The following is a 13,025-nucleotide window of genomic DNA, read 5'->3' on the forward strand; positions in this document are numbered from 1 at the left end:
GCAGCTATGGTGATCGAGGGCAACGCAGCGGATCGCCGATTGGCATGCGAAGGTACTTCGCCGACGTCGCAGCGCAGCAGACTTCGCCCCATCCGTGTGACCTCGCCTAACGAGGGGCGGAGATGACCGCGACAACCGGCAAACTCGATGGCTTCTTCAAGATCAGCGAGCGCGGCTCGACGGTCGGCAGAGAAGTGCGCGGCGGCGTGGTCACGTTCGTGACCATGGCCTACATCGTGCTGCTCAACCCGGTCATCCTGGGCAGCAGCTCCCCGGAAGCGGCCAACGCCAAACGGGATGTGCTCGGCGGAATCCTCCCGGTGAACCAGGTCTCCGCGGTGACCGCGCTCGTGGCCGGGGTGCTCACCATCGCGATGGGCCTGATCGCGAACTATCCCTTCGCGATCGCGGCCGGGCTCGGCATCAACACCCTGCTCGCCGCCTCGATCGCCCCGCAGGTGACCTGGCCGGAGGCGATGGGTCTGGTCGTGGTGGACGGGATCGTGATCGTGCTGCTGGTCGCGACCGGGTTCCGCACGGCGGTGTTCAACGCGGTCCCTCCCCCGCTGAAATCCGCGATCGCCGCGGGCATCGGGATGTACATCTGCCTGATCGGCTTCGTGGACGCCGGTTTCGTGCGCCGGATCCCGGACTCGGCGAACACCACCACCCCGGTGCAGCTCGGCATCAACGGCTCGATCGCCTCCTGGCCGACGCTGGTGTTCGTCCTCGGCCTGCTCGGCACCGGGATCCTGGTCGCCCGCAAGGTCCGCGGGGCGATCCTGCTCGGGGTACTCGGCACCACCGTCCTCTCCATCATCGTCGAAGCGTTCGCGCACGCGGGGAAATCGAACGGGACGAACGCCAAGGGCTGGAACCTGTCCTATCCCGCCGTGCCGCACCAGGTGCTCGGCCTCCCCGATCTCTCACTGGTCGGCGATATCTCCTTCGGCGCGTGGACCCGGCTTCCGATGATCACCGTGGTGCTGCTGGTCTTCACTCTCGTGGTGGCGAACTTCTTCGATGCGATGGGCACCATGACCGGGATCGGCAAGGAGGCCGGTTACCTGGACGAGAAAGGGCAGTTCCCGGGGATCGGGAAAGCCCTGTTCGTGGAAGGGCTCGGCGCCGTCGCCGGTGGCGCGGCCTCGGCGAGTTCGAACACCGTGTTCGTGGAATCCACCTCCGGGGTCGCCGAGGGGGCGCGCACCGGATTGGCGAACGTGGTCACCGGCGGGCTCTTCCTCGTGGCGATGTTCCTGACTCCGCTCTACGAGATCGTGCCGGTCGAAGCGGCGGCCCCGGCACTCGTCGTGGTCGGCGCGATGATGATGGGACAGGTCGCCGGCATCGACTTCCGCGACTTCACCGTGGCACTGCCCGCCTTTCTCACGATCGTGGTGATGTCTTTCACGTATTCCATCGCCAACGGGATCGGCGCGGGCTTCATCTCCTACGTGCTTTTGCAGTCGTGCAGCGGAAAGGCGCGCTCCGTGCATCCGCTCATGTGGGTGGTCGCGGTGGCCTTCCTCGCCTACTTCGGCGTCGGTCCGCTCCAGCAGACCTTGAGTTCGTGAGGTAGGCTAAGTATGAACTGAGGTGATAGCACTTGGCTGCCGATGCCGATGACCAGCACGGAACTCAGCCAGCCACACCCACCGATCAGTCCACTTCGGACAGTGCGAAACCCCGCTGGCGCGCGATGTTCGGCTCGCTGGGCGAACGCAATTACCGGCTCTACGCCAGTGGTCAGGTCCTGTCGCTGACCGGCGTCTGGATGCAGCGTGTCGCGCAGGACTGGCTCGTGCTCGATCTGGCGCACGGTTCCCCGACCGCGCTCGGTTTCGCCGCGGCACTGCAATTCATTCCCACCGTGCTCCTTTCCCTGTGGGCCGGGGTGCTCGCCGACCGGATGGACAAGCGGAAACTGCTGCTCGTACTGGAATCGGTACTCGGCCTGTGCGCGCTGGTGCTCGGCCTGCTCACGGTCAGCGGCACGGTCGTGCTGTGGCAGGTCTACGTGCTCTGCTTCGCGCTCGGGGTCGGCACCGCGATCGAGACCCCGGTGCGCCAGTCCTTCGTGGTGGAAATGGTCGGCAAGAGTCAGCTCACCAACGCCGTGGCTCTGAACTCGATGACCTTCAACCTCGCCCGCATGGTCGGCCCCGCGATCGCCGGGGTGATGATCACCGCGGTCGGCTCCGGCTGGGTGTTCCTGATCAACGCGGCCACCTTCGTCGGGGTACTCGGCGGACTGTGGCTGATGGACCCGAAACGGCTCTATCTTCCCGAGCGAGTACCCCGGGCCAAGGGACAACTGCGCGAGGGCCTACGATACGTGTCCAAACGCGCCGACCTGATCACCCTGTTGGTCCTCGTCTTCTTCATCTCCACGTTCGGCCTGAACTTCTATGTGACGCTGGCGCTGGTCGCGCGCAATGTGTTCAGTTCGACCGCGAGCGCCTACGGCCTGCTCTCCACCCTGCTCGCCATCGGTACGTTGACCGGTGCGGTGCTCGCGGCGCGGCGAAGCGGGCGCGGTTCACCGCGCCTGCGGGTACTGCTCGGCGGGGCACTGGTGTTCGGTGTGCTCGAGGCGATCGCCGGGCTCATGCCGACCCTGTGGCTGGTCGGACTGGTGCTCGTGCCGACCGGGGCGGCGATGCTGACCTTCACCACCGCGGCGAACTCCACCGTGCAGCTGTCCGTCTCCCCCGCCATGCGCGGCCGGGTCATGGGCATCTACATGCTGATGATGCTCGGCGGGAACCCGATCGGCGGGCCGGTATCCGGCTGGCTCGCCGCGCAGTTCGGCGGCCGCGCTCCGATGGTCGTCGGCGGGATCATCGCGGTACTCGTCGCCTGCACGGGTGGTCTCGTGCTCGCCGCGCGCGGGAAATACCGGATTCCGCCCTTCCGGGCCCGCCCGACGGTCTCCTAGGCCGGGGCGGACAGCAGCGTCCTGGCGATCGCTTCGACGTTCTGCGCGAGTCCCTTGAGCGGAATGGTTCCACCGCAGACCAGGATGTTGCAGCTGCGGCCGGGCGCCAGGTCGTGCAGCAGCACGCGGGGATCGGCGTAGTGGATCGGGTTGACGTCGAAGGAGAACGGCGGGGTCCGGAAGGGACCGGGATCGGGAATGTGCCGGTCCGTGACACCACGCATCAGGATGCGGAAGAAGTTGTAGTAGAGATCCGAGGCGCCGAGGTTGGCCGAGATCAGCGAGCCGAGGTTCGGCGCCGTGTCACCGAGGATCCCGGTCCAGCTGACGGTCATGTTCAGGCTCGGGATGACGAAGTTGTTCTGCTGCAGGAAACCGACCATCGCGTACAGATCGCGGGGTGCACTGGGAATCATCCGGTGCCCGACCGTCTGCGCACTGGGGATGTCCGCGCTGGTGCAGCTGTTCCCGCGATTGCTCCAGAACAGCAGCCCGTAGCAACCGTTCGTGTCACCGGGCATGCCGACCTGGTGCACGTATCCCGTGGACAGGACCCGCCGCCCGGCCCAGATCCCGTCGTTCTGCATCAGCAGGCCCAGTTTCGCGTACTGCGCGGGCGGAATGAACAGGTTCGCGTAGCCGTAGGTGTTACCCGTGCGATCGCGAAGCCAGAAATAGCTCGACCGCGGAATGCCGAGCGGATCGAACAGGAACCGCTGCGCGAATCCCTGGAGGTCCTGGCCGACCGCGCGCTGTACGACATAGGCCAGCAGATCCGGATCGCGCTGCCCATAGGCGAAATGCGTCCCGGGCTCGTGCTCCAGCGGCTGGGACAAGGCTTCACGGGCGATGTGCGAATCCGCGCCGAGGGTCCCCGCCTCGGAGACGATCGCCTGGCGCAGGCCGGAGGTCTGGGTGAGCAGCTGCCTGACGGTGATCGCCCGGTGCGCGGCATCGCCCCACCCGGTGCCATGGGGCAGGTACCGGCCGATCGGATCATCCAGGGCCAGCGCGCCTCGATCCGCTGCGATCCCGGTCAGCATCGACACGACCGCCTTGGTGGAACTCCAGATGTTCCACGGGATCTTGTCGGTGACCGCGTCCAGCGGACCGGCCCCGACCTGGCAGTTGTTCCGGAAGATCTTCACCGACAACCGCAGATGCGTGGCCGCGTAACCGATCGCTTCGTGCACCGCCCTCGGGTCCAGCGCCACCCGTTCCGGGTCCGCTGTCGGGAACTTCGCGCCCGCCGCAGGCAGCGCGCACTGTTCGGTGCCGGACCGTGCGGGGGTGGCGAGCGCCGTGCCCGAGATGACCAGCACCATCGCGGCCGCCCCTACCGCGGCGCGCAGCAACCTGTCGAACATCCGTCACACCTCTCTGTGCCACGGGACCGGCCCTTGTCGTGACCACTCCGGCTTTACCGTTTGGTAAAGTCCTAGCACGGCTTTACCGCATAGTAAAGTGCCTCGCGTGCGGAAACCTGCGAAAACCGGCACGGCGCGTCCGGTGCACGAGCGGCTGCTCGACACGGCATGCGATGTGTTCGCCGAACGCGGCTACCGAGGGGCGTCCGTCGAGGAGCTCGCCGCCCGGGCGAAGACCACCAAACCCACGCTGTACGCGCACTTCGGTGACAAGCAGCGGCTCTACGCGGCCTGCCTGAACTCCCAGGCGGAACGGCTGTCCGAGGCCCTGTTCGCCACCTACGACAGGGCCGCTCGGCTACCGCTCGACGAACAGGTGCACGCCGACATGCTCGCCTTCTACGACTACGCGGCCGCGCATCCCGGCGGCTTCCGGCTGCTGTTCGACGACCGCGCCGACGAGAGCCCGCACCCGATCCGCGGCGAGCTGCTGCGGTCGATCACCGCCCGGGTCGCCGAGCGCGTCACCGCGGTTGCCACCGCTCACGACCGCCGCATCGACAGCGCCACGGTCGGCATGCTCGCGGATATCCTCGTCGGCATCGCCGTGCACGGCGCCCGGTACGCCCTCCGCGCCCACCCCGATGACCTCGGCAGGGCGGGTGCGCTCGCCGCGTCCTTCGCCACCGCCGGTCTCCGGCACCTCGATCCCGCCCTTCTCGACTCGCACTCGTGAGCCGGGGCGCCGTCCGGCGAAGATGAGCACATGGTGCTCAATACCGATTGGCGGCTGCTCACCGGAGTCTGCGTCACCCTGACCGTGCTCGCCGCGCTGGTGAGCAGGTACGGACACCTGCTCGGCGGGTATCCGGTCGCCAGGGCGGCCGTGCGCGCGATCGTGCAGCTCGCCGCGGTCTCCGCGATCATCACCTTCGTCCTGCAGTACCTCTCGCTCACCCTGCTGTTCGTGCTGGTGATGGCTGTGGTGGCGACGGCGACCTCGGCGGCGCGCATCCAGAGTGCGCCCGGGGGCTCTCGTCGGTCGCGAGCGGGAGTCAGATCGGCGGGTGTCCCGCGGGACACCCGCGCCCGAGATCGGCAAGGCGGAGGAATGAGCCGTAGCGGGGTTCTACGGCGATTGACGACAACGCGGCGAGGCGCCGATCTGGCATGCGAAGGTACTTCGCCAACGTCGCAGCGCAGCAGGACACGGGACCCCCGGGTGCGCTCCCGGACCAGGCGCCGGGGGCTCACCGTCGGGCTGGCGATCTGCGCGGGCACCGTGCCGCTGCTGGCCGCGCTCATCGGCGTGGGGCTACTGCCCGCGACCGGGATCGCGCTCATCCCGGTCGGCGGCATCCTGATCGGCGGGGCGATGACGGCGACCACCCTCTCCGCCCGGCGCGGCCTCGATGAGCTGCACGATCGGTACGGCGAGTACGAGGCCGCGCTGTCGCTGGGACTCACCGAACGGGACGCGGTGTGCGAGGTGATCCGCCGCCCGGCCGCCGAGGCCCTGGTGCCCGCGCTCGATCAGACCAGGACCGTCGGCCTGGTCACCCTGCCTGGTGCCTTCGTCGGCATGCTGCTCGGCGGTGCCTCCCCCTGGGAAGCGGGGGCGTTACAGCTGGTCGTGCTGCTCGGACTGCTGGTCGTGGAGGGTCTGGCGATCCTCGTGGTGGTCGAGCTGATCGCGGCCGGGTGGGTACGCCGAGAAATCTCGAAGTGACCGCTTGCGTTCTCTCGGCAGGTTAGGCTAACCTAATACGCGTCGCTTCGTGGTGGGAGCGGCAGTCAGTTCGGGACGCAATAAGGCCCCGTCCGCTTCAGCGGACGGGGCCTTATTGTTGCTCGCGCTTACTCGATCGGCCAGAGGTGCACCGGCTCACCGTTCGCGGAGAGCTCGGCGTACTGCCGGGACATCTCACACAGCGCGGTCGGCCGGTCGGCGCCGCGCTCCTCGTAGAGCCCGACGGTCTCGCGCTGCCAGGTGGAGCCCGTCATCCTGCGCACGCACCGTTGCTCGATGACCGACAGGTAGCGATCACACAGCGAACCGGGCAGACCGGCATCACTCAATCCCTTGTGCGCCAGGGGAAGCAGCAACCGGAGCGTGAGCTCGTCTGCGGAGAGCTTACCCGCGCCCGGCCAGTAGAGTTCGGCGTTCATCCCGTGCTTGGCGGCCGAGTAGAAGTTCTCCTCGGCCGCGCGGAAGGACATCTGAGTCCACAGTGGACGCTCCGCGGTGGCGAGGGCGTACTGCGCGCCGAAGAACAGGGCGATGTTGGCGACCATGTCGAGCACGGTCGGCCCCGCGGGCAGCACCCGGTTCTCCAGCCGCAGGTGCGGCACCCCGTCCACGATGTCGTAGACCGGCCGGTTCCAGCGCCAGATCGTACCGTTGTGCGAGCGCAGTTCGGCCAGCTGCGGAATCCGTCCCGCCGCCAGGGCCTCGTGCGGTTCCTCATCCCCCATGAAGGGCAGCAGCCCGGGGAAGTAGCGGGCGTTCTCCTCGAAGAGGTCGAAGATCGAACTGATCCAGCCGTCCCCGAACCACACCCTCGGGCGCACACCCTGGTTGCGCAGTTCTTCGCTGCGCGTATCGGTCGCCTGCTGGAACAACGGGATGCGGGTCTCCTGCCAGAGCGCTTTACCCAGCAGGAACGGGGAATTCGCGGCGAGCGCCACCTGCGGTCCCGCCAGGCACTGCGCCGCGTTCCAGTAGGGGGCGAAGTCGTCCGGGGCCAGCTGCAGGTGCAACTGGGTCGAGGTGCATGCCGATTCCGGCGTGATGGAGGCCGCCGTTCCGAGCAGCGTCTCGCTTTCCCTTCCCGGAAGGGCTACCCCTTCCATATCGAGAGTCAACGATTCGCCACGTTCGGCGAGAATATGGTCGTTGAGCGCCGCGTAACGACAACCGGGAGAGAGCCATTTCCGGTCGAAGTGTTCGGTGGTGATCGTGGGTAACGTACCGATCATCAACAGTTCCGCACCGGCGTCCCGTGCTTTGGTGTTCACCGTCTCGAGCGCCTCGCCGAACTCGGATTCGAGTGCGAGGAATTGTTCGCCGGACAATCGTCTGGGTCCTATGTGGACCTCGAGGTTGTGCTGTCCGAGTTCACTTGTGAAGGCGGGATCATCGATTTTCTCCAACACGACGGTGTTGGTCATCGCCGGGCTCATCGCCTCGTCGACGAGGTTGAGCTCCAGCTCGACCCCCATCTGACGGTTCGCGAAATCGAACTTCCGCTCGGTGAGCAACTCGGCGAGCGCCGCAAGGCAATCGTGCACTTTACGGCGATACGCCGCACGAGGTGACGAGACGGCCAATGATTCGGATACCTGCGCCATATCCGGTTCCTTGTCGCCTTTCCGCGTTAAGACGCTGTGGTTGCGTTTCCAGTTGTCATGCGGCGCACCGACTTACCCCGACAAAAATCGACACGGGCACCAGTCAACGGTGACACAGCATTCCGGGCCTGTGTACCGGCCAATCGGTGCACGAACCTGCGGGGAAGATCACTCAGGGATGATTGCACACGCGTTCTTGACGAAGCCGGAGTTCGATGCGGGTGCCCGGACGCTTGCGGTAGGTTCGGCGACACCATGGATGCCTGGGAATTGCGCGTGGTCGCGGGCCGAGCGGTGCTCGTCGACGAGACCGAACCCGATGCCGGTATCGATCCGCGTTCGCTGCCGATCGATGAGGAACTCGCGGGCTCACTCGACGAATGGGCAAGCGTCGCCGATGCCTTGCAGCTCGCCAATCCCACCTCCGCGCGACTGATCACCAGCCGGGGACGCCAGCTGGCCGGCCGGATCGCGGCGCGGACCGGAACGATCGTGTCGTTCACCGATCCACTCAACGGCGAACGCGCCGTGCTCGACGGGCGCGCCCGTTCCGGCACGGAACCGACGCCGTGGGGCACCGGCCTCGCCCTGAGCGGGTTCACCGTTTTCGTGGTGGTGTTCGGCATGATCGCGCTGGCGCTCGCCCTCGGTTCGGTGAGCGGCTGGCTCGCCTTCACCGGGAACATCGTCGTCACCCTCGGACTTGCCCCGACCATCGTGGTGATCCGGCCACTGCTGGTATGGCGCTGGGTCGCGTATGGCGCCATGATCGGCATCACCCTCGGCTGGATCGTCTGGTTGATAACCCTGTTCTAGCCAGTGCTCCACTGGGGAGTATCGGTCCCTGCGAGCACGGCCGTTACCTGGACACGTGCGTTCAGGTACGCGCGTGCCACAAATGGGATGCGCCGCTGCCTCCCGGTACGTCATGATGCGCGCATGGCGATTGAAGCAGTGATCTTCGACTGGGGCGGCACGCTCTCTCCGTGGCGCACGGTCGATCAGTTGGAAGGGTGGCGGCGCTATGCGGCCGAGGTGACCGCGGATGTGGAATCCCTCGCCGCGGCGCTACACGAAGCGGACACGGCCGCATGGGCCCGGGTGCGGGACACCAGTGCCGCGTTCCGGCTCAGTGAGGTCATCGCCGAAGCCGGTGCACCGCACGAAGAGCGCGGCTGGCAGGCGTTCCGCGACTTCTGGGAGCACGCGACCTGGACCGACCCGCAGGTGAAACCGATGCTGACCGAACTGCGCGGGGCCGGGCTGCGCACCGGGGTGCTCTCCTCGACCGGCTGGCCGGCGCGCTGGCACGAGGAGATCTTCGAGCGCGACGGGGTCGCCGACCTCTTCGACGCCTGCGTCTGGTCGAGCGATCTGGAGTGGACCAAACCGCACCCGGACGCGTTCGGCGCGGCACTCGAGGCGGTCGGCGTGACCGACCCCGCGACCGCGGTCTACGTCGGCGACCGCCCGTTCGACGACATCAGCGGGGCCAAGAGCGTCGGCATGCATGCGATACTCGTTCCGCATTCGAACATCCCTGCCGCGCAACAGGTTCCGGTGGACGTGCACCCGGACGCGGTGATCAACGAGTTGGCCGAGCTGCCCGAGGTGATCCAGAAACTCGGCTAGCCGAGCAAGGCGCTCAATTCGGGATCGGCGAGCAGGGCTTCGATGCGATGCCGGTCCTCCCAGTGCCCGCTGCACCAGGCGAAGGCACGGGCGAGGCCCCGCTCGCTGTCCTCGGCATGCCCGTTCGTGCCGTCGAACCACCACGGCACGGCGATCTCCTCGCTGTCGACGGCCACGGTGAGCGGATCGTGCAGTAACACCTCGCCGTCCCCCGCCGGGATCCCGAGCAGTTCGGCGGCGAGGGTCACGGCGTGCAGTCCGCGCCACGGCACGGCCTCGCCGCCGCCGCGCACCCCGGCTTCGAGTTCCTCGCTCGCCAGCGGCAGATCGAGCAGCCGGGCCAGCGGTTCGGCGAGCCCGAACCGCACCGGAACGAGTTCGCCGAGCCCGGTCCCGTACCACCACGGCACATCGGCCACCAGCGCTTCCTCGGCATCGGCGAGCCCGCCGACGGTGCGCACCCGATCCGGTGCGTCCACAGTGGACAGTTCGAAGCGCCCCTCGAGGACGGCGCTGCCCAGTTCCTCGTGCGCGCGCAGCACCGCGCCCTGACTCGGTTCGTTTCCTTCCTCGGCGAGCGCCTCGAGCAGATCCCTGGCATCCTCGGCGTCCTCCACGTGCAGACTCGCCCGCACCCCGGCGGCGCGCAGCACGGTGTCCGGGAGTTCGCCCGGCGGGAGCGGATCGTAGAGACCGGCGAGTTCACCGGCCGCGGCGAGCCGCCACCGCCGGGGCGCGCGCCCAGCGAGGCGGGCATAGCGCGCGATCCACCAGCCGGTGTATCCGCCCGGTTCGGCGAGCGCGCGCCAGGTCTCCGGATCTCCGGCGATGATCGTGAGCGCGGCCGCCCAGGAGTCCTCGGCGACCAGGTCGAGATCGCGGATGCCGTGCACCAGGCGCGGTTCGGTCTCCCACCACTGATCCTCGTCGGCAAGACCGTGATCCGGCCCGTCCGGCTGTTCATCGGCCACGACCGCGAACCCGTCGAGTACTCCGATCGCGCGCAGTGCCTCGCGCGGATGCCGTTGCGCGATCCCCTCGGCGAGGATCCCGAGTGCCCTGTCCTGTCCAATCGCCTCGGGATCGAGCACCGGGCGCACCCGGGCATCGGCGAACAGCAGCTCGTCGGCGCGCCGGGGGCCGCCCTCGGTATCGGTGAGGGCGAGTGCCCCGAGCCAGTCCCGGTCCGCGCCGAGTTCGCCGACCAGCCGGAGCACGACCTCGGCCAGCCCCGTGGTGTCCAGCCCCGCGGCGGCGTCCTCGGCGCTGCGTTCCACCGCGGCGCGCAGTTCCGCCGAGTCGAGCAGTTCGGCGGGACCGGCCCGGACCGCACCGAGCCTGGCCAGCAACGGGTGCGCGGCCGCCGGGTGCACGATCGGCAGTTCGAGATCCTCGAGCCCGTCGAGCCCGGCGAGTTCCCCGGTCGGCAGCAGCACCCCGCGCGGACCGTTGGTGGTCCGCCCGTCGAGCAGCGGGATCGGGAGCGCGCCGAGTTCATCACGATCGGCGCCCGCGTCGACGACCGCGGCGAGCGCGGCATAGAGCTCGTGCCACCAGTGCGGCTCGCGATCGATACCCAGGCAGCGTTCGACGAGTTCGGCCAGGCCGACGGTGCGTACCCCGAGCGCGCGCAGTGCCTCGCGGTCTCCTGGTGCTTCGCCGAGGTCGAGCAGCCCGGGGAGAACACTGTTCACCAAGGAGATCAGTGCTCGCGAACGGTGTTCCAAAACGAGAGCACTGTTTGCGGAAAGTTCCTCCCCGTCCGCGCCGGGCAGCAACGGCTCGGTGCGGAACCGGTCGAGCAGCGCCTCGCGCAACCGGCCGTCCACCTCGGAGACGGGAAACCCGGGAAGGGGCACGAGCCGCAGACGATGCTCCGGGGCGAACGCGCGCACCAGGTCCGGATAGGCCGCGACGGCCGCGTCGAACACCTCGTCGCCGGCGCTGCCCGCACGCACCCGCCGCCTGCTCGGCTCCATCGGCACCGTGGCGAGCAACCGCGCGGGAAGAGCCAGCCGTTCATCGGTCGGGGTCGGGGTGTGCAGCACATCCGGGCCGTGCGCGAGCGGGGCGCCCGCCGCGTCGACCTCCACCGCCCAGGTCACCGCGTACCCCCGGGCCTCCTCGACACCGAGCCCACCGCGTTCCCGCACCTGTCCTCCGGTCCTGCTGACCGCCCAGCGGGTACCGCCGATCACCAGCCGCCCGTTCTCCTGCCGTTCGGCGGCGACCCGCTGCCCGTCCACGGTGATCGCGCACAGCGCCGGAAGGGCGAGCAGCAGATCGGGGGCGAGCCGGTGCGCCTGCTCGAGCAGTTCCCCCGCGTCGATCCCGGAGCTCAGCGGCAGCCGTACCTCGGTGGTGAAGCCCTCGGGGACCGGATCCGAACACGGCCACACCAGTCGCAGCACCGGAACCGCACCCTCGCGGGCAGCCAGTTCCCCGGCCAGTTCGGGGATCGCGGCGAGTTCGGCCCGGGTGTCTTCGCGGGAGAACCGCACCCCGCCCGTGGCCGAACACACCCGCGGTTCCGCGCTGATCGCGAGCACCGCGGCGAACCCCACCCCGAAATGCCCGGTGGTCGTGCCTTCGCGTTTGGCCGAGGCGCGCAGCGAGGCGAGCGCGCGCACCCCTTCGGCGTCCAGCGGGCTCCCGGTATTGGCCGCGCGCAGCTCCCCGTCGACGAGCGCGATCGAGAGCTCGCCACCGTCCTCGTCCGCGGCGTCGGCGGCGTTCTGCGCGAGCTCGACCAGTACCCGGTCCCGGTAGCCGCCGATGCGCAGGTCTTCCTCGGCGTTCGCGTCCTCGCGGAACCGCGAAGGGGATTCGGTCCACGCGCGCAGTACCCGCGCCCGTAGCTCGGCGGTGCCGAACGGATCAGCCACCGAACACTCGCGGCGGCATCAGCGCTGTTCCACGTCGAAATTCGTGTCGTCGTAAACCATCTCGGTGACCGGCACCGCGGGCCGGGTGTCCACCTCGGCCTCGGAATGCGCGCCACAGCCGTATTCCACGTGCACGACCCGGCCGTCCGCGGGCGCGATCTCGTTGCCGCACACCCCGAAAGCCGCGCGCAGTGATCCGTCCAGCTGCAGGTAGAAGCCGCAGGTGCCGCACCGGGCTGGGGCGCTGCGGGCCATATCGCTTCGCGGGCCGAACTCGCCGCCGCGCCAGCGCTTGGCGGTGCGCAGCCGTCCGGCGCGGGACATCACCCGCTTGCGGCCGAGCCCGAGCTCCATCGCGAGCCGCTCGATGCCCGGGTCATCGGATTCGAGGTAGGCGGGAACGAGGCGGTCGTCGTCCTCCTGAGGCGGCATCAAGTCGCCGACTCCGAGGTCACCGGCGCGGATGCGGTCCTGCCAGGGCACCCAGTCCGGCCCGGTGAGCGCGTCCGGCCCGGGAAGAAGTACGACCTCGCTGACCGTGACCGGGGTCTCCGGGCCGGCGCTCGCCAGGGTGACCGCCCAGCGCCAGCCGCGGTACCCTTCGATCCGCGAGGCGAACAGGTGGGTCAGCGCCCCGTGTTCGGACTGCGCCCCGAGGTAGTCCCCGACACGCTCGGCACCGGCGTCGGTCTCGGCCGCGTGCCTGGCGATCTCCATCGCCGCACGCAGCCGCACGTCCTCGCTGTCTTGCTCGGTCATCGCCATGGTCATAGTCGCCGCAGAATCATAGTCGTCGTACTGCCTCCGCCGTGTGGTTCTCCCAATTAAACATTGTGCCCCACGACCATC

General features: G+C 68.6%; 10 protein-coding genes. 6 read left to right on the top strand and 4 right to left on the bottom strand.

The window, feature by feature from the left end; genetic code table 11:
• Positions 1-122 precede the first annotated feature (122 nt).
• Together A37U_RS0139190 and A37U_RS0139195 are read left to right on the top strand one after the other, a co-directional pair.
• The gene (locus tag A37U_RS0139190; RefSeq protein ID WP_020502113.1) at positions 123-1,577 is read left to right on the top strand and encodes an NCS2 family permease; all 1,455 of its coding nucleotides are present in this window, start codon (positions 123-125) and stop codon (positions 1,575-1,577) included.
• Between the two features lie 32 nt (positions 1,578-1,609).
• Positions 1,610-2,941, top strand: a complete 1,332-nt coding sequence (locus A37U_RS0139195) for an MFS transporter (protein ID WP_020502114.1) — start codon at positions 1,610-1,612, stop codon at positions 2,939-2,941.
• On the opposite strand, the gene A37U_RS0139200 is transcribed toward A37U_RS0139195, so the two are convergent.
• On the bottom strand, positions 2,938-4,308 hold the full coding sequence (locus tag A37U_RS0139200; protein ID WP_020502115.1) for a serine hydrolase domain-containing protein: 1,371 nt from the start codon (positions 4,306-4,308) through the stop codon (positions 2,938-2,940). The two genes, A37U_RS0139195 and A37U_RS0139200, sit on opposite strands and share 4 nt — an antisense overlap.
• A 106-nt stretch (positions 4,309-4,414) precedes the next feature.
• Between A37U_RS0139200 and A37U_RS47635 the strand changes: the two genes are divergently transcribed.
• Positions 4,415-5,044 (top strand): TetR/AcrR family transcriptional regulator, encoded by a 630-nt coding sequence (locus A37U_RS47635; RefSeq protein WP_169527022.1) that lies wholly within the window; start codon positions 4,415-4,417, stop codon positions 5,042-5,044.
• A gap of 30 nt (positions 5,045-5,074) precedes the next feature.
• The gene (locus A37U_RS54265) at positions 5,075-6,037 is read left to right on the top strand and encodes an ABC transporter permease (RefSeq protein WP_020502117.1); all 963 of its coding nucleotides are present in this window, start codon (positions 5,075-5,077) and stop codon (positions 6,035-6,037) included.
• 128 nt (positions 6,038-6,165) lie between these two features.
• On the opposite strand, the gene A37U_RS0139215 is transcribed toward A37U_RS54265, so the two are convergent.
• Positions 6,166-7,659 (bottom strand): glutamate-cysteine ligase family protein, encoded by a 1,494-nt coding sequence (locus A37U_RS0139215; RefSeq protein WP_051111847.1) that lies wholly within the window; start codon positions 7,657-7,659, stop codon positions 6,166-6,168.
• A gap of 255 nt (positions 7,660-7,914) precedes the next feature.
• On the opposite strand from A37U_RS0139215, the gene A37U_RS0139220 reads away from it, so the two are divergent.
• Positions 7,915-8,475, top strand: a complete 561-nt coding sequence (locus tag A37U_RS0139220; protein ID WP_020502119.1) for a DUF2537 domain-containing protein — start codon at positions 7,915-7,917, stop codon at positions 8,473-8,475.
• Positions 8,476-8,598: 123 nt separating this feature from the next.
• Positions 8,599-9,291 (top strand): HAD family hydrolase, encoded by a 693-nt coding sequence (locus A37U_RS0139225; RefSeq protein WP_020502120.1) that lies wholly within the window; start codon positions 8,599-8,601, stop codon positions 9,289-9,291.
• Here the strand turns inward: A37U_RS0139225 and A37U_RS0139230 are convergent.
• Both A37U_RS0139230 and A37U_RS0139235 read right to left on the bottom strand, forming a co-directional pair.
• Positions 9,288-12,176, bottom strand: a complete 2,889-nt coding sequence (locus A37U_RS0139230) for a sacsin N-terminal ATP-binding-like domain-containing protein (RefSeq protein ID WP_020502121.1) — start codon at positions 12,174-12,176, stop codon at positions 9,288-9,290. The two genes, A37U_RS0139225 and A37U_RS0139230, sit on opposite strands and share 4 nt — an antisense overlap.
• 18 nt (positions 12,177-12,194) lie before the next feature.
• Positions 12,195-12,935, bottom strand: coding sequence for a DUF3027 domain-containing protein (locus tag A37U_RS0139235; protein WP_240437821.1), 741 nt, complete (start codon positions 12,933-12,935; stop codon positions 12,195-12,197).
• Positions 12,936-13,025: the final 90 nt, after the last annotated feature.

Source organism: Sciscionella marina DSM 45152, from assembly GCF_000379465.1.
In the GTDB taxonomy this organism is placed as follows: Bacteria; Actinomycetota; Actinomycetes; order Mycobacteriales; family Pseudonocardiaceae; genus Sciscionella; species Sciscionella marina.

Coding starts and splice junctions, on each gene's coding strand:
- A37U_RS0139190 (WP_020502113.1), top strand. CDS start 123: ATGACCGCGACAACCGGCAAACTCGATGGCTTCTTCAAGATCAGCGAG.
- A37U_RS0139200 (WP_020502115.1), bottom strand. CDS start 4,308: ATGTTCGACAGGTTGCTGCGCGCCGCGGTAGGGGCGGCCGCGATGGTG.
- A37U_RS54265 (WP_020502117.1), top strand. CDS start 5,075: ATGGTGCTCAATACCGATTGGCGGCTGCTCACCGGAGTCTGCGTCACC.
- A37U_RS0139215 (WP_051111847.1), bottom strand. CDS start 7,659: ATGGCGCAGGTATCCGAATCATTGGCCGTCTCGTCACCTCGTGCGGCG.
- A37U_RS0139220 (WP_020502119.1), top strand. CDS start 7,915: ATGGATGCCTGGGAATTGCGCGTGGTCGCGGGCCGAGCGGTGCTCGTC.
- A37U_RS0139225 (WP_020502120.1), top strand. CDS start 8,599: ATGGCGATTGAAGCAGTGATCTTCGACTGGGGCGGCACGCTCTCTCCG.
- A37U_RS0139235 (WP_240437821.1), bottom strand. CDS start 12,935: ATGACCGAGCAAGACAGCGAGGACGTGCGGCTGCGTGCGGCGATGGAG.